At 67.1% G+C, this 15,852-nt stretch carries 17 protein-coding genes; 3 read left to right on the forward strand and 14 right to left on the reverse strand.

Translation table 11 applies throughout. The features are described 5' to 3' along the window. Positions 1-366: 366 nt before the first annotated feature. The 3 genes from VKV57_04690 to VKV57_04700 form a co-directional block, all read right to left on the reverse strand. Complete coding sequence (locus VKV57_04690; GenBank protein HLW59207.1) at positions 367-1,347, reverse strand: GDP-L-fucose synthase; 981 nt, start codon at positions 1,345-1,347, stop codon at positions 367-369. Between the two features lie 14 nt (positions 1,348-1,361). Beyond that, positions 1,362-2,447, reverse strand: coding sequence for a GDP-mannose 4,6-dehydratase (gmd, locus tag VKV57_04695; protein HLW59208.1), 1,086 nt, complete (start codon positions 2,445-2,447; stop codon positions 1,362-1,364). A gap of 161 nt (positions 2,448-2,608) precedes the next feature. Beyond that, positions 2,609-2,995 (reverse strand): ATP-binding protein, encoded by a 387-nt coding sequence (locus VKV57_04700; protein HLW59209.1) that lies wholly within the window; start codon positions 2,993-2,995, stop codon positions 2,609-2,611. A 259-nt stretch (positions 2,996-3,254) separates the two neighbouring features. Between VKV57_04700 and VKV57_04705 the strand changes: the two genes are divergently transcribed. Next, entirely contained in the window at positions 3,255-3,779 is a 525-nt protein-coding gene (locus tag VKV57_04705) for an LOG family protein (protein ID HLW59210.1), read from the forward strand. A gap of 60 nt (positions 3,780-3,839) precedes the next feature. On the opposite strand, the gene VKV57_04710 is transcribed toward VKV57_04705, so the two are convergent. From VKV57_04710 to VKV57_04735, 6 genes are all read right to left on the reverse strand, one after another. Further along, a complete protein-coding gene (locus VKV57_04710; protein HLW59211.1) occupies positions 3,840-4,634 on the reverse strand; it encodes a glucose 1-dehydrogenase in 795 nt (264 codons plus the stop codon). Between the two features lie 101 nt (positions 4,635-4,735). Then, positions 4,736-5,716 carry an aldo/keto reductase gene (locus VKV57_04715; protein ID HLW59212.1) on the reverse strand — a complete coding sequence of 327 codons (981 nt, stop codon included), beginning with the start codon at positions 5,714-5,716 and terminating at the stop codon, positions 4,736-4,738. A 52-nt stretch (positions 5,717-5,768) separates the two neighbouring features. Next, positions 5,769-6,341, reverse strand: coding sequence for a hypothetical protein (locus tag VKV57_04720; GenBank protein ID HLW59213.1), 573 nt, complete (start codon positions 6,339-6,341; stop codon positions 5,769-5,771). Further along, positions 6,338-7,810 carry an FAD-linked oxidase C-terminal domain-containing protein gene (locus tag VKV57_04725; protein ID HLW59214.1) on the reverse strand — a complete coding sequence of 491 codons (1,473 nt, stop codon included), beginning with the start codon at positions 7,808-7,810 and terminating at the stop codon, positions 6,338-6,340. The genes VKV57_04720 and VKV57_04725 overlap by 4 nt, the downstream gene beginning before the upstream one ends. After that, positions 7,810-8,082: a hypothetical protein gene (locus VKV57_04730; protein HLW59215.1), complete on the reverse strand. Its 273-nt coding sequence runs from the start codon at positions 8,080-8,082 to the stop codon at positions 7,810-7,812. The genes VKV57_04725 and VKV57_04730 overlap by 1 nt, the downstream gene beginning before the upstream one ends. 76 nt (positions 8,083-8,158) lie before the next feature. Further along, positions 8,159-9,340: an acetyl-CoA C-acyltransferase gene (locus tag VKV57_04735; protein ID HLW59216.1), complete on the reverse strand. Its 1,182-nt coding sequence runs from the start codon at positions 9,338-9,340 to the stop codon at positions 8,159-8,161. A 139-nt stretch (positions 9,341-9,479) separates the two neighbouring features. Between VKV57_04735 and VKV57_04740 the strand changes: the two genes are divergently transcribed. Continuing rightward, positions 9,480-9,884, forward strand: a complete 405-nt coding sequence (locus VKV57_04740; protein ID HLW59217.1) for a VOC family protein — start codon at positions 9,480-9,482, stop codon at positions 9,882-9,884. 14 nt (positions 9,885-9,898) lie between these two features. Here the strand turns inward: VKV57_04740 and VKV57_04745 are convergent, their stop codons facing one another. The 3 genes from VKV57_04745 to VKV57_04755 form a co-directional block, all read right to left on the reverse strand. Next, a complete protein-coding gene (locus VKV57_04745) occupies positions 9,899-10,441 on the reverse strand; it encodes a carboxymuconolactone decarboxylase family protein (GenBank protein ID HLW59218.1) in 543 nt (180 codons plus the stop codon). A gap of 20 nt (positions 10,442-10,461) precedes the next feature. Then, complete coding sequence (locus VKV57_04750; protein ID HLW59219.1) at positions 10,462-11,253, reverse strand: SDR family oxidoreductase; 792 nt, start codon at positions 11,251-11,253, stop codon at positions 10,462-10,464. A gap of 65 nt (positions 11,254-11,318) precedes the next feature. Then, on the reverse strand, positions 11,319-12,368 hold the full coding sequence (locus VKV57_04755) for a zinc-dependent alcohol dehydrogenase family protein (protein HLW59220.1): 1,050 nt from the start codon (positions 12,366-12,368) through the stop codon (positions 11,319-11,321). An 89-nt stretch (positions 12,369-12,457) separates the two neighbouring features. Between VKV57_04755 and VKV57_04760 the strand changes: the two genes are divergently transcribed. Next, complete coding sequence (locus tag VKV57_04760; protein ID HLW59221.1) at positions 12,458-13,813, forward strand: aminotransferase class III-fold pyridoxal phosphate-dependent enzyme; 1,356 nt, start codon at positions 12,458-12,460, stop codon at positions 13,811-13,813. A gap of 5 nt (positions 13,814-13,818) precedes the next feature. Here VKV57_04760 and VKV57_04765 read toward each other — a convergent pair whose 3' ends face one another. Then, complete coding sequence (locus tag VKV57_04765; GenBank protein HLW59222.1) at positions 13,819-14,619, reverse strand: hypothetical protein; 801 nt, start codon at positions 14,617-14,619, stop codon at positions 13,819-13,821. Further along, positions 14,594-15,850, reverse strand: coding sequence for an AmmeMemoRadiSam system protein B (amrB, locus tag VKV57_04770; GenBank protein ID HLW59223.1), 1,257 nt, complete (start codon positions 15,848-15,850; stop codon positions 14,594-14,596). Before amrB ends, VKV57_04765 begins: the two co-directional genes overlap by 26 nt. Positions 15,851-15,852 lie beyond the last annotated feature (2 nt).

The raw sequence follows: 15,852 nt of genomic DNA on the forward strand, positions 1-15,852 counted from the left end.
GAAGCGGGGTTCCAGAAGACCCCAGGCGGCAACCGACACGTCGGGGGGAAGAGAAAGGAGGGAATAATCCCCCCACAACCTTCCAGAAAAACATCCCACAGCTTCCCATACATCCCGCCGGCGATAACCAACATGGCAGATACGTGAGAAACCCGCAGATGGCGCCCGGGTCCTAATATTTGCGGCCAAGGTGATCGGCCGAGCCGTTCTCCAACGTGAGTGTGAGGCGAATCGTTGTCCCGGTGGCCGTTTCCGTTCTTCGTTGGCCTCCTTCCCATACTTGGGTGAGATGGTCCTGATAGCGCGCGGGTGGGCCGGGAAAGTTCCCGCGGCCGAAACTCGATGGAGATTCTTGAACCGAGAGAACTACCGGAGCGTGTCGAGTTGTGGGGCTCGAATGGGGTGGTCGTCGAATCGATGTTCGCGGTACCAATCAATCGTACGGCGAAGACCTTCTTCAAAGAGCGTGTTCGCGGAGAACCCCAACAATCGTTTCGCTTCGCTGATGTTCAAAGCTCGTCTTGGCTGGCCATCCGGCTTGGTGGCATCCCAAACTACTTCACCCTCGAAACCTGTCAGGCGGACGATGATTGCGACCAAATCACGAATTCGAATCTCCATCCCAGAACCCAGGTTCACCGGAGCACTACTGTCGTATCGCTCGGCAGCAACCACAATCCCTTCGGCCGCGTCAGCGACGTACAAGAATTCTCGTGTTGCCTCCCCTGTACCCCAAACGGTGATGTGCGCATCACCATTCGCCTTTGCGTCCAGACACTTGCGAATGAGTGCCGGAATGACATGCGAGGTTTCAAGGTCGAAATCGTCCCTCGGGCCGTAGAGGTTTACTGGGATAAGAAAGATCGAGTTGAAGCCGTATTGCTGGCGATAGGCTTGTGATTGCACCCCCAACATCTTCTTCGCGATCCCATAAGGTGCGTTGGTCTCTTCAGGGTAACCATTCCAAAAGTCTTTCTCTTGGAAGGGCACCGGAGTGAACTTCGGATACGAGCATACCGTGCCGATGGCCACGAACTTGTTGACCCCAGCCTTCCAGGATGCGTCAAGAAGCTGAACACCCATCATGAGGTTGTCGTAGAAGAACTCAGCGGGGCGGGCGCGGTTCGCTCCGATGCCGCCGACGTGCGCCGCTAGGTGGATCACCATATTGGGACGAGTCTCACGGAGCATTCTGACCACATCACCGGCATCCCGAAGATCGTACTCGCTCCGCCGGGGCACGATCACCTGAGCGGCCCCCCGCTCGCGAAGCTTCTCGACTACGTACGACCCGAGAAATCCGCCGCCGCCGGTCACAACAACTCGGGCCTCGCCCCAGGATCTCATTAAGTGCAGCTCCCCTACCAAACCGCTTCCAAGTTGGATTCTAAAGCGGCGGGGGTCTGGGCATTCCACCGGTGCCACCCAAACCTCTTTTCCTCGAGAACCTTGCGCCCTTCTCCCGGCGGTTCCAGCCCGAGTCTCGCGACATCATGGTCGACCATTATCCTCACGAGTTCGCCGAAACTCACCCGCGGTTCCCAGCCGAACTCGTGGTTCGCTTTTGAGGCGTCGGCCCGGAGCACCGGTATATCCAATGGCCGAAAATACCGCGGGTCGGCGGTCACGTACTCGCGCCAATCCAGACCCACATAGGCGAACGCTTCTTCTAGAAAATCACGAACCGAATGGGTTTCGCCTGTTCCGATGACAAAATCGTCGGCCCGATCTTGCTGCAAAATCTTCCAGATCGCTTCCACATATTCCGGCGCATACCCCCAGTCACGCTTGGCATCTAAGTTCCCAAGGAAGAGCCGGTTTTGCCTCCCAGCCAGAACCGCCGCCACAGCACGGGTAATCTTGCGGGTGACGAATGTTTCGCCTCGACGGGGGCTCTCATGGTTAAAGAGTATCCCACTGCTAGCGAAAATCCCGTAACTTTCCCGGTAGGTGACCGTTATCCAGTGGGCATACACTTTAGCAGCCGCATATGGACTTCTCGGTTGCAACGAGGTCCTCTCGTTTTGCGGTGCAGGGGCATCTCCAAACATCTCGCTACTGGACGCTTGGTAGAACCTAGTCCGCACCCCGCTCCGGCGGATTGCCTCGAGGATACGGGCCGTTCCCAGGCCAGTAATATCGCCCGTGTACTCTGGCATTTCAAAGCTCACTTTGACGTGGCTCTGTGCGCCAAGATGGTACACTTCATCTGGCCGTACGTTATAGATGATGTTAGCCAATTGCTCCAGGTTGGCTAGATCCCCATAGTAAAGAAAGAGTCGAGCCCCGGGGTCGTGTGGATCCTGATAGATATGCTCGATCCGGTACGTATTGAATGTGGAGGCACGCCGAATGAGGCCGTGGACCTCATACCCCTTGGCGAGAAGAAGCTCTGCAAGATACGAGCCATCTTGCCCGGAAATGCCTGTGATAAGCGCCCGATTCATTGGGTCACCGCCCAACCAGTCATTACCATTGTGTGGTTCCCATTTCTGAGTACCATAGGACCTCTTAATTCCTGGGGAAAAGGGTTGGGGAGGAATTTCCGCGCTGGGATGAGCAGTCCGAGTTCTTTTGAAAACTTCGTTGATAACTGTCGTTCCAGTCCTTAGAGGTGATCAGACGAGGTGTGCTCAAGCGTGAGCATGAGGCGAATTGTCGTCCCGTCGGCGGTGGTATCTACACTCATGTCGTCCATCAGCGTCCGCATCAACCGAAGACCGTACCCCTGCCGCCCAGGCCGCCGCGGTCGCCAGCGACCACGATCTTCTACCTCGACGACGAGCCGAGCATCATCGCACCTGACGCGCAGGTGGATCGTCCCGGGATCGGAGGCATAAGCATGTTCGATGGCATTGCTCATCGCCTCTCCCACGGCCACCTGCAACTCCTCGGACTTGTCCGGATCGATCCCGAGATCGCGGGCGACCCCCCGCAACGATCGGCGAATCCCCTGCAGGACTGAGGGGTCGGCGGGAACCGTGAGGTCGAGCATCACAGGGCTCAAGGTACGCCGACCAATCTGCGGAGCCCGATCGAGGACCACGTCAGAAGACCACCGGCCGTAGGGTAAGCGCCGTCGACGACTCCGCAGGAAGCCCGCACACCATGTAGAAACACGCCCCAAGCGACGCTACCAACGCTTTCTTCGGTTTTCCCTATAGTTACCCAGGAACGGCGCTTCCCAAACGCTCAGGGACGCGGGGAGCGAGCCGTGGAGGTGGCGGAAAGCACCATGGGATTGGGACGGCACGGTGTTTGGATCATCCCGGCTGACGGAAGCCGACGCGGAGTACGAAGAGGCCAGACGGTTGGGCCGCCTCCTGGTTCAGGCGGGCTACACGGTGTGCTCGGGGGGGTACGGGGGGGCGATGGAGGCCACCAGCCGCGGCGCCGCTGAGGCCGGCGGGACGGCGATCGGCATCACGGTGACCCTTTGGGCCGAGCGGCTCAAGGCAAATCCTTGGCTGACCAAGGAGATCCCCGCCCCGCATCTCTTCGAGCGGCTGCAGTACCTGATGGAGAGCGACGCCTACGTCGCGCTACCCGGCGGGCCGGGGACGCTGGGAGAAGTGGCCCTGGCCTGGAATCTCTTCCAGACGGAGTCGATCCCCCTCCGCCCCCTGGTGCTCGTCGGCCCGAAGTGGCGCGATTTGGTCCGGTCCTTCGAGACGGGGCTTCGGGTGGAACCCCGCGATTTGGCCCTGCTCCGCTTTGCGGAAACCGTCGAGGACGTCCTCCCCCTGCTCCCCGGCCACCCGTCCGTCCTGCCCCGATGACTCTAGAGCGGTACGGGTCTCATCCCGATTGCGCGTGGGCAAGGGCAGTTGCACAACGTCTCACATGTTGACGGCAAAATCCAGCCGGTAGCGCTCCAGAGGCATCACCCCCGCCGCCTTGGCCCCATCAATCGGCAGCCCGATCCCCGTGATGAACGCGCTTTCGTCGGACGCCAGAAACAGCGCCGCGGACGCCACCTCGTCGGCAGAGGCGTACCGGGCGGCCGGGCATGTCGCCAGAACGGCGGGGAGCCTCTCCCGACGCTGCTCCGGCGTCTCGACCCCGAGCCATAACATCGGGGTATCAATCGGTCCCGGACAGAGGGCGTTGACGCGAATATTGAGGTGCGCATAACTGACCGCCAGCGCCTTGGTCAAGCCCATCACCGCATGCTTCGAGGCGCAGTACACGGGATCGCTCGCCCGTCCGATCAGCCCGCCGTTGGACGACATATTGATGATCGATCCGCCGCCGCGCTTCAGCAGGAACGGCAGGGCGGCCTTGCAGCCGAAATACAGGCCTTTGACGTTCACCGCGAACACGCGGTCAAACTCGCCCTCGGTCACTTCTGTGATGGGCTTGGGCAGCCCCACCCCGGCGTTGTTGAACATGATATCAAGGCCGCCCCAGCGTTCGACCGCCGCGCGGATCAGCGCGTCCACGCGCCCGCCCGCGGTGACATCGATGACCATCGAGAACGCGTCGCCGCCGCCGATCTCCCTCACCGTTGAGGTGGCATCCGCGAGATCCCCGACCGCCACCTTCGCCCCCTCGCGCGCGAACAGGCGCGCCGCCGCCGCCCCGATCCCCGACGCCCCACCCGTGATCACCGCAACTTTGTTGCGCAAGCGCATCTGTCCCCTCCTCTGCCTCTGTCGATGTCCACGCCACGCTGCGTCGTCGTTGGAGAAAGGGGCGCCCCGGCGAAGAAGCGGTGATCGCGCCGCCGGGCCGATCAGTCCGCGGTGGACTCCACCCGCCGCATCGCCGGCTCCGGATATCGCGCGCCGGCCGCCGCGCCCAACGGGAACAGCTCGTCGATCCTGGCTAATTCCTCGGATGTCAACCTGAGTTCAGCGGCCGCCAAGTTCTCCTCCACACGGGCCGACCGCCGGGTGCCGAACAACGGTACGATGTCGTCGCCGCGGTGCAAGAGCCAGGCCAGCGCGAGCTGGGCCGGGGTCACCCCCCGTGCGGCCGCCAGCCGCCGCAGATGTCCGGCGAGCGGCAGGTTGCGGTGGAAGTTCTCGGATTGAAAGCGCGGGTGATCGCGGCGCCGGTCTCCCTTCGCCAGATCTTCGGGTGCCCGGAGCGCTCCCCCCAGAAACCCACGTCCCAGCGGGCTGTAGGCGACGAACCCCATCTTGAGGGCGCGAACGGTGGGGAGGACGGTGGACTCCACGTCCCGGGTCCAGAGCGAATACTCGCTCTGCAGCACCGTGATCGGGTGGACGGCGTACGCTCGGCGGATGGTGGCGGGGGCGGCCTCGGAGAGACCGAGGAACCGCGCCTTTCCAGCGGCAACAAGCTCCGCCATCGCCCCGACGGTCTCTTCGATCGGCGTGGTGGGATCGACCCGGTGGAGGTAATAGAGATCGATGGTCTCGACATTCAGGCGGCGAAGGCTGGCGTCGATCGCCCGACGAACGTAATCGACGCGGCCTCTGCCCACCTCGAGCCCGCCGCCAAACTTAGTCGCCAGGACCACCCGGTCCCGGCGACCGTGGATGGCCCGACCGACCAGCTTCTCGTTGTGACCGTCTGCACCGTAGGCCTCGGCGGTGTCGATCAGCGAGATGCCGAGATCGATCGCGCGCTGGATGGTCGCGACCGCCTCGGCCTCATCGACGGGCCCGTAGATGCCCGACATCGACATCGTCCCGAGTCCCAACGCCGACACCTGTGGCCCACCGGCTCCAAGCGTGCGGGTACGCATCAGCCCCCCCTTCCCTTCACGCGCGCACGTCCCTCCCCCTCGGCCCCCCGCCCTATCGGCCGCCCCACGCGGCGGGGGACCAGACACTGCGCGAGGTGGTCGGCAAGAACACGGTCATCACGTCCACGTGACCGTCGCGATCCCCGCCTTCGCGGATGTAGAAGGCGATCCCCTGGGCGTCGTAGACGAAAATCGTAAATCTCGATGCGCGGAGGACACGATCGGGCTGGTACCCGAACACCCGCTTCACGTCCGCGCCCCCGTCGGCGAACCCTACTGCCTCCCCTCCCCTTCCCTGCACGGTGTAGCCCGATCCGGGGCAGGCCTTTCCGACGTCGAACCATACATCCAGTGCCAGCAGATTGCCCTGGGGTGTATATCGGGCGCCCAGGCAGCGGTCTTCCCACCGTTGGATGTAAATCCGCGTGTTGGACGGATCCTTGAGCTCGTCGGCGGGTTGGCCCATGATCCGCTGAACCGTCTCCACGTTCGCGGTGATCGGCACGCCGCCGGCGGCGACCCCCGGCGTCATCCCGCCGGCGGCATGGGTTCGGCCCACCGCCACGACCAGCACCGCCGCGGCGATCGCCAGCACGGTTGCGGCTGAGCGGGCGACGCGCCTCACCGGCCGGCCTCCGGACGCGGGGAATTTCCTCCACCCGCCATCAGGACCTCCGAGTAGGAGATCGGGGTCGGGAAGAGCTTCCACGGGTTCATGATCCCCTCGGGATCGCACACCGCCTTGATCCGCCGCATCGCCTCGAGATCCGCCGCGGCGAAGATCCAGTGCATATAGTTGGTCTTCTCGAAACCGATCCCGTGCTCTCCCGAGATCGTTCCTCCCGCCTCGACGCATAGGCGCAGCATCTCCTCCCCGGCGCGGATGACGCGCTCGGTCTCCCCCGGGATTCGCGCATCGAACACGATCAGCGGATGAATATTCCCGTCGCCGGCATGGAACATGTTGACGAGGGTCAGCTTGTCCCGTTCGGCGATCTCCTGCACTTGGCGCATGATCTGGGGGAGCCTCGAGCGGGGAACGGCGGCATCGTGCAGATAGTAGTTGATCGCGATGCGGCCGAGCGTCCCGAACGCCGCCTTCCGCCCCAGCCACAAGGCCTGACGCTCTTCCTCCGAGCGCGCAAGGCGCACCTCCGACGCGCCGTGGCGGCGACAGACCTCGTCCACGATGCGCCCGAGCCTCGGCAGCGTCTCGCGAAGACCCTCCACCTCGACGAGGAGCACGGCCTCGGCGTCCAGCGGATACCCAGCGTGCACGAACGGCTCGATCACCTGGATGGCGTTGCGGTCCATCATTTCGAGTGCGACGGGTCCCACGCCCCGGCCGATGATCTCCGTCACCGCCTCGCTCGCCCGATCGAGATCCGCGAAGATCGCCAGGAGCGTCGTCAGCGCCTCCCGCTTACGGAGCAGCTGCACCCAGATGCGGGTCACGATCCCGAGCGTTCCCTCCGACCCCACGATCAGCCCGGTCAGGTCAAGGCCGGCTCCGTCGGGGCCGCGCGCTCCCACCCGAACCAGGTCCCCGGTCGGCAGCGCGACTTCCAGTCCCAGCACATGGTTCGTGGTCACCCCGTAGGCGATCGTGTGCGGCCCGCCGGAGTTGTGCCCGACGTTTCCCCCGATGCTGCTCGCGTACTGGCTGCTGGGATCCGGGGCATAGAAGTACCCCCGATCGGCCACCGCCCGCGTGATGTCGATGTTGGTGACGCCGGGTTCCACTACGGCGACCCGGTTATCGAGATCGATCTCCAGGATCCGGTTCATCCGGGTCATGACCACTACCACGCCGCCGATGATGGGGAGCGCCCCGGCCGCCACCCCCGTCCCGGCCCCCCGCGGGATCACGGGAACCCGATGCCGGGCCGCCACCCGAAGGACCCCAGCCACCTCCTCTGCGGATCCGGGCAGCACGGCGAGATCGGGCACCGCGGTGATGTTTGACGCGTCGTATTCGTAGGCCAGAAGATCCCCGAGCTCGGAGAACACGTTCGCCCCGCCGACGACCTCGCCCAGCTCACGCAGGAGGTCCGGCCGGGAGGCCAGGCGCACGCGGGCGCCGGCAAGGTCCATCAGGCGATCTGCGGCAGGGAGGTGTTCCGCGCGGCGATCCCCCGAGCGAGATCGACCGCCTCGGTGACCCCGCCCCGCTGGAGAAGGCTCGCCGCGACCGCGGACCGGAACTCGGTGGCGCGGCGGACCGCGACCGACCGCGACCGGCGGGGCAGCTCGGCAGAGCGTTCCGCAAGGGACGGAAGCGAAACGGACGCGCTCCCGCGCATCCCCCCCGTCGCCCGCACCCCGTCCGGCAGGTGCCGATCGATGCCGCGCTGGGGACCGATCACGGCCGCGGTCCGCCTGGCTCACCGCCCAAAAGATGCGAGGCGTGGGCCACGCAGCGGAGATCGTGTGGGGGGAGGATCACGCGGCCTCGACGACGGCCGCGATGCCCTGGCCTCCGCCGATGCAGAGGGTGGCCAGCCCGTACCGCTCTCCCCGGTGGCGGAGTTCGTAGAGCAGGGTCAGCAGCAGCCGGGCACCGCTGGCCCCAATCGGATGGCCGAGGGCGATCGCCCCGCCGTTTGGATTCACGCGTTCCCGATCCAGGCCCAGCTCCCTCTCGACCGCCAGGTACTGGGCAGCGAACGCCTCGTTGACCTCAATGACCCCGAGTTGGGCGAGGGTCAGTTCGGCGCGCGCCAACGCCTCTCGGGTGGCCGGGGCCGGGCCGATGCCCATGATCTCCGGCGGGACCCCGACCACCGCCCAGGACCGCAGCCGTCCGAGCGGCCGGAGTCCCTCGCGCGCCGCGAACCGATCCGTGGTCAGGATCACCGCCGCCGCGCCATCGTTTATCCCACTGCTGTTGCCGGCCGTGACTGTCCCGCGCTCCCGAAACCGCGCGGAAAGATGCCGCAGCTGCTCGACCGTCGTTTCGGGGCGGATGTGCTCATCCTCCGCCACCGCGGAGGGACCCCGGCGCCCTGCGGGGATCTCTACCGGCACGATCTCCTCCGCGAACCTCCCGGCGGCGCGCGCACGGGCGGCGCGGGCGTGGCTCCGAGCGGCGAAGGCGTCCTGTTCATCGCGGGTCACCTGGTACTTTTCCGCCAAATTCTCCGCGGTCTCCGCCATCCCGAGCCCGCAGGCGGAATCGGTCAGGGCCGCCCACAGGGTGTCTTCAAGCACCCCCGGGCCCAGCGGCAGTCCCTCGCGCGCACCCCGGACGACGAACGGCGCCTGGCTCATGTTTTCACATCCGCCGGCGAGCACCGCTTCCGCTTCCCCCGCCTGGATCAGGCGGGCGCCGGTCACCGCGGCTTCGAGCCCCGACCCGCACAATCGATTGACCGTGATCGCGGGGCAGTCGATGCGCACGCCGACCCCCAGCCCCACGTGTCGAGCCAGGTAGACCGCGTCGGCGCTCGACTGCACGACGTTGCCGAACACCACGTGGTCAATCGCCTCCCGGGCGACCCGAGCGCGGGCGAGCGCCCCCCCCGCGGCCGCAACGCCCAACTGCGTCGCGGTGACTCCGCGCAGGCCCCCCCCGAAACGCCCAAACGCGGTCCGCGCTCCATCAATGATCACGACGTCGCCCATCCACGTGCCTCCACCCAGGGCCGCCCGCAACTTCCCGGTTCTTCCGTAGGAGGCGGGGAACTCCTCCTGCGACCGAGAATCCATTGCCGGCCGACCGGACCGTCACGCCGCACCGGCATGCCCAGAGGGAGGCGGATCCATGATCACGTTCGACCACGTCGCGGTTGCCGTCCACCGCATCGGCGACGCGATGGCGCTGTTTCGAGATCTGTTGGGGGGCGTCCCCGCCGAGCGGGGCATCGGCACGGGGTTCACCTTTCAGCAGTTGACCTTTCCCGCCGGGACCGTGGAACTGCTGGAACCCAGAGGCGCCGACAGCTTCCTCCACCGATTCCTCCACACGCGCGGCGAAGGCTTGCACCACATCACCTTCAAGGTCCAGGATCTCCCGCGATGGGCGGAACGACTGCGGGACGCCGGGTATCGGGTCGTGGGCGAGAACTATGACAACCCCGAATGGCGGGAGGCGTTCGTGCATCCGAAGAGCGGCCACGGGGTCCTCATCCAGTTGGCGGAGACGCTGCCGCCCGAGCGGGGACGATAGCGCCGGCCGGGGTGCTAGGGGGCTTTCGTCACCCCCGACTCCAGGGCGACGCCCACCGGTTCCAAGATGCGGACGATCATGTTGTAGTAGGCCACGACCTGCACGAGCTCCATGATCTGCCGGGTGGTGAGGAACTTGCGAAGCGCGTCGAACGTCTCCTCCCCCACCCGAACGGCCCGGGTGGCCTCCTCGCTGTACCGGAGCACCGCCCGCTCCTCGGCGCTGAACTGCGGGTCGCGCGGATAGGCCTCCAGCGCTTCCAGCTTCTCCCGAGGGATGCCGAGACGCCGCGCGCTGTTCCAGTGGTGGGTGTATTCATAGCTCGCCCCGCAGATCCGCCCGACGGTGATGATCGCGAGTTCGCGGAGGGGCGCGCTCAGGCTGAGATCGTTGCGGAGGGCGCTGCTGTACCCCAGCAACCGCCTGAGGAGCAGCGGGGTATGAGCGAGGACCCGAAAGAGATTGAGCACCGACCCACGCGTCGCGACAAGGTCGTCGTAGATCTCCCGGTCCCCGGGCGGAAGGTCCTCTCGATCCAGGTACGGGACGCGCGCCATCACTGCACCTCCACCGGGATTCACAACGGCGGGGTGAATCGGCCGTCCACGGCCGTCCACCCGCCGTCGACAAAGAGCAAGGATCCGGTCACATAGCTGCCGGCGTCCGACGCCAGGAAAACGACCGGGCCGGCCATCTCATCCGCCGACGCCCATCGCCCCAGCACGGATCGATCGGCGTACGCCTGGTACCAGTCCCGATTCTGGGTGATCTGCCGGGTGAGCGGCGTCTCCACGACGCCGGGGGCCACGGCGTTGACCCGGACGCCCTTGGGACCGAGTTCGGCGGCCAGCGTCCTGACGAGTTGCACGGTGCCGGCCTTGGTCGCGGAGTATACGCTCTGCCCGGGCTCGACCACCAGGGCGCGAATCGAAGCGAAGGCGATGATACTCCCGCGCCCCTGCCCGGCCATGAATCGCCCGGCTTCGCGCAGCACGAAGAACGTCCCCTTCAGATTGACCGTGAGCACGCGATCCAGGTCCTCGGCGGTGTAGTCGAGTATCGGTTTGCGCACGTTGATCGACGGCGTGGATACGACGACGTCGAGCGATCCGTGGCGGGACCCGACCTCGGTCACCAGGGCACGAACTCGGGCTTCGTCCACGATGTCCACGGCGCGGGGCTCCGCGCGGCCCCCGGCGGCGCCGATCAGGCCGACGGTCTCCCGCGCGCTCGCCTCGTTGAGGTCGGCGCAGACGACCAGCGCCCCGTGGGCCGCCAGCGCTCGAGCGGCGGACTGCCCGATCCCCGATCCCCCTCCGATCACGAGGGCCACCTTGCCGTCCAATCGAAACAGCCGGGCGTAGTCCACGGCTCCCCTCCCCTATCCTCATCCGGGCCCCGCCCCGGACATCCGGGGGCGGCGCTGCCCTCACCTCAACGCCGAGGCCCGGGATCTCCCGCGGAGCCGTCGGTCGGTGCCCCCGAGAAGTCCAGGACCGCCGCCCCCTGCAGCTCGCCTCGCTTCAGAGCACCAAGAGCGCGGTTCGCCCCCTGCGGCGCCACCCGCGTCACGGTGACGTGCAACGACAGTTCCGCGGCGATCGCGAGGAACTCCTCCGCGTCCGCCCGGGTGGCATTGGCCACGCTGCGCACGGTCCGCTCCCAGTAGAGGCGGGCGTACGGAAACTCCGGGATCCGGTCGAGGTGGATAGCGTTGACCGCAAGCGTCCCCCCTCGGCGCAGGTGCCTGAGCGCCCCCACGACCACTTCCCCGGAAGGGGCGAAGACGACGCCGCGATCGACCTCGGCGGGCGCCGCCTCATCGAGCCCCCCGGCCCAGGCGGCCCCGAGTGCTCGGGCGAGCGTGCGGTGCGCGGCGCTTCTGGTAAACACGTGAACCTCGCACCCCCAGTGGCGCGCCACCTGGATGGCAAGGTGAGCGGAGGCGCCGAACCCGAACAGTCCCACGCGCTCCCCCCCGCGGACGTCGGCCAGCCGGAGCGACCGGTATCCGATGATCCCCGCGCAGAGGAGCGGAGCGGCCTCCAGATCGTCGTAGGCCGCCGGCAGCGGGTAGGCGAACCGGGCGTCGGCGACCATCGCCTCGGCGTAGCCGCCCGGAACATCGTAACCGGTGAAGCGGGCCTGCTCGCAGAGGTTCTCCCGACCCTCTCGACAGCGGGCGCAGGTCCCGCACGCTCCGGCGAGCCAGGCGATCCCCACCCGGTCCCCCACACGCCACCGCTCCACCCCCCGCGTCACCGCGTCGACCGTGCCGACCACCTGGTGGCCGACGACGACCGGCAGCACCGGAGGGGTGATGTCGCCTTCGACGATGTGGAGGTCGGTGTGGCAGACGCCGCAGGCCCGCACCCGGACGCGGATCTGCCCGGGACCGGGCACCGGTGTGGGTACCTCGGTCAGTTCGAGCGGCGACGGCTTCGCCGCGAGAGGCGCCGGCGATCGCAAGAGGAGGGCCTCCATCGAACACTCCGTGGCGACACAGGATTTCCTGTTCTTGGGATGCAAGTACTCCCCCGCGCACCCCAACGCCTTCCCAGAGGAGAGCAGCCGTGCCCGACACCCAAACGGTCGAAGCCGCGCTCGTCGAGACCTACACCAAGGCCAACCCGCTGTCCAGGGCCGCGCACGAACGCGCCGACGGCTTGTTGCCGGGCGCCGTGACCCACGACAGCCGGTCGTTTCTTCCGTTCCTCCCGTACATCGCGCGCGCCAGCGGCGCCCATAAATGGGACCTGGACGGGCACGATTACGTCGACTACGCGATGGGGCACGGCGCGCTGATCCTGGGGCACGCCCATCCCACATTGGTGGAGGCCGTTCACCGGCAGATCACCCTCGGAACGCACCCGGGGGCCAATCACCTGGGGGAGATCGAGTGGGCGGAGCGCGTCCGCGCGCTGGTTCCGGGCGCCGAAATGGTGCGCTTCACAAGTTCCGGCACCGAGGCCACCCTGCTCGCCCTGCGGCTGGCCCGCGCGGCGACGGGAAGGAGGAAGCTCGTGAAGTTCCAGGGGCACTTTCACGGATGGCACGATGCCGTGAGCCCCGGCCAAGCGCCCCCCTTCACCGACCGGCCGCCCGGGATCACCCCGGCCACCGCGAGCGAAACGGTCGTCCTGCCGGTCGATCTGGACGCCGTCGGGAAAACCTTGGCTGCGGATCCCGATATCGCCGCCGTGATCATCGAGCCGAGCGGCGCGTCCGCGGGAGCGGTGCCCCTCCCTCGCGGTTTCCTCCAGAACCTCCGCGCGCTCACCACCGCGCGGGGGGTGTGCCTGGTCATGGATGAGGTGATCACCGGATTCCGCTGGTCTCCGGGAGGCGCCCAACGGGCGTACGGCGTCACGGCGGACCTGGTAACGCTGGCCAAGATCCTCGCCGGCGGCCTCCCCGGAGGAGCCGTGGCCGGACGGCGCGATCTGCTTGCGGCGATCGGCGCCGCTCCATCAACCGGCCGCCGGGTCCGTCATCCCGGCACGTTCAACGCCAACCCGCTGTCGGCCGCCTCCGGCATCGCCTGCCTCGATGTGATCCGCGACGGACGGGTCCACACCCAGGTCGACGCGATGACGGCCCGCCTCCTCCGCGAGCTGAACGCGCGCCTGGCCAAGCGCGGGGTGCGGGGCGTGGCCTACGGAGAGGCCTCAAGGTTCCACCTGGCGTTTGATCAGCGGCTGACCCCCGGGGATCCAGCATCGCTTCGACATATCCCGGCCGACGACCTCAAGCAGCAACGGCAGACCCCCATGACGACCAGCCTGGCATTGGCCCTGCTCCTCCACGGGGTGCATTTCATGGGCACCGGGGGCTTCGTGAGTGTCGCGCACACGGATGCGGACATCGATCGGACCGTGGACGGTTTGGACGCCGCGCTTGAGCAGGTGGAGGCGATCGCCCCCCGGTAGGGAGCCTATTGGCTGGGAAGGGGAAACCAGGACAGCCGGGTCCAGCGGAGGTAGCGGTCGGAGAGGAGCTCCAGCGACTTCCGCGCCAACGGAAACTCGTCGGCGAGCGTCGCGAGCACCCGCCCCTCCGGCCGTCCCTCCGGTTTCGCCGCCAGTCGATAGAACCGCCGTCCGTGTTCTTCGTAGGTTTCCACGGTGCGGGGAATGGCCTGCCCGCGATGGAGCGCCGGGCCGCCGTGGCGCGGCGATCGGAGGTAGTCGGGGAACATCCCGCTCGTAAACAACGCGATGTCTGCGACCCGCTTGAAGATCGGGCGGGCCTCGTCCTGGCCGACCAGCGCCGCCAACGCGATCATGTCATCGATGTTCAGGGTGTTGAAGCGGCGGCGGCGGTACCCCTCCCCCTGTTTGACAAAAACGGTCACCGTCTCGGCCCGGATGAACGACGTGAGCATGCCGACGAGGTACCCCCAGATCCCCGGCTCGGCGATGAAGCGACGGACGCGGGGAGCGTCGAACACCGCCACGGTTTCCGCCGGCGTGCGCTCCAGCGTGTACGGATGCTGCTCCAGGTCTCGGATCACGCGGCGCAGGAGGACGGAGAAGACAAACGCGGGGGACACCCGCAACAGCGCCTGTTCATCGCCGAGCAGGCGGCGCACCAGCCGGTCGTCCTCGAGCATCACATCCACGAGGTCATCACGGGCGCGGAGCACGTCAAGCGACGGCATCGCCCCGTGGCGGTCGTCGCCGATGGTCTCGGCGACAAACCGAAGGTCGTTATCCGTGAGGACCGGGACGTCCATTGCCCACATTCACCTCGCCGAGCACCGCGGCGGCGATCCCAACCAGCCCGCCCGCGGGATCCTCGCCTTGACTGTATGCCAATAGGTGACCGCGGCTAGACGCCAGCACCCTTAGCACCGTGTAGATCGCCGACAATCCGCAGACGCGCCGGCGGTTGCCGTCGGCCATCACCGTTCGCCAAAACCCTTCGGCATCGCCCTCGACGACCCGGTCGAGCGCGGCAAGATCTCCCTGGCGGGCCATCGCCGCCAGCGAGTCGGCCGCCTCCGCGTCACCAAACCGCGGCCCGACGTGGCTGAGATCGACCCCGCCCACAACGATCACCGGACGCCCCAGCGCCGCGATCGCGGCCCGGAGGGCCGCGATGAACGATTCGATCTCCGGGACTCCGGCGGGACTGCCCGTCCCGCACCACCGCTCAAACCCCGAGCACAACACCGGCAGGATGGTGAATGGTCGCCCCCGGGCCACATGGTCGAGAAAGACCACCTGGAATTCGATCGAGTGCTCGGTCCGGTGCACCGGCTCATCCGCAAGCGGGTCGAACGAACACCGGGACACCACCGCGTCCAGCAGCGGCCGATCGACCTCGATCACGCGGCCCGGCGTCGCGTACCCCTTCGTCGTCAGCACGAAGGGACTGGGCGGGCCGGCGTGGGCCACCCCCAACACCACCACGCAGGCTCCGGGGGGAATCTCCCGCAGGGCGGCGTAGGCGCGACCGTACGTGGGGCCCCCGCGGTGGAAATCGATGTGCGGGGCGAGAATCCCCCGTGGGGGCCGCCCGCCGATCCCGTCGGCGGGGCCCGCTCCCCCTGCGGTCGCCCCCAGGAACTCTTCCAGGGTTGCGGCGAGGGCCCGGGGTTCGGTCGGGTAGGAGACGCCGGCGTGCGCCGGGGGGCGGTGGGGGGCCGCCCGATAGGCCCGCGCGATCTCCCCCCGTCGCTGCTCCAGGCGAGGCGTTTCCAGGAGGTAGTGGGCATCCAGGTCGCCGATGATGCGATCAAGGTCACCACGGGGGAGGATCACCCCGCCGGTCACCTGCGCGTACCCGGCCTGGACATCGATCGCTTCGCGCTGCCCATCGAGGAGAATCGCGACGAGGAAGACCGGCAGGGGGAGGAGGACGGAAGATTCCAGCAGGCCCTCGGAGTCGCGAGCGTGCACCGCCTGCCGCCCATGCCACTCACCGGCCGTAAGATCTAGGGGTCGCAACTTCGGAACCGGCATCG

This window comes from bacterium (assembly GCA_035307765.1).
Taxonomy (GTDB): domain Bacteria; phylum Sysuimicrobiota; class Sysuimicrobiia; order Sysuimicrobiales; family Segetimicrobiaceae; genus Segetimicrobium.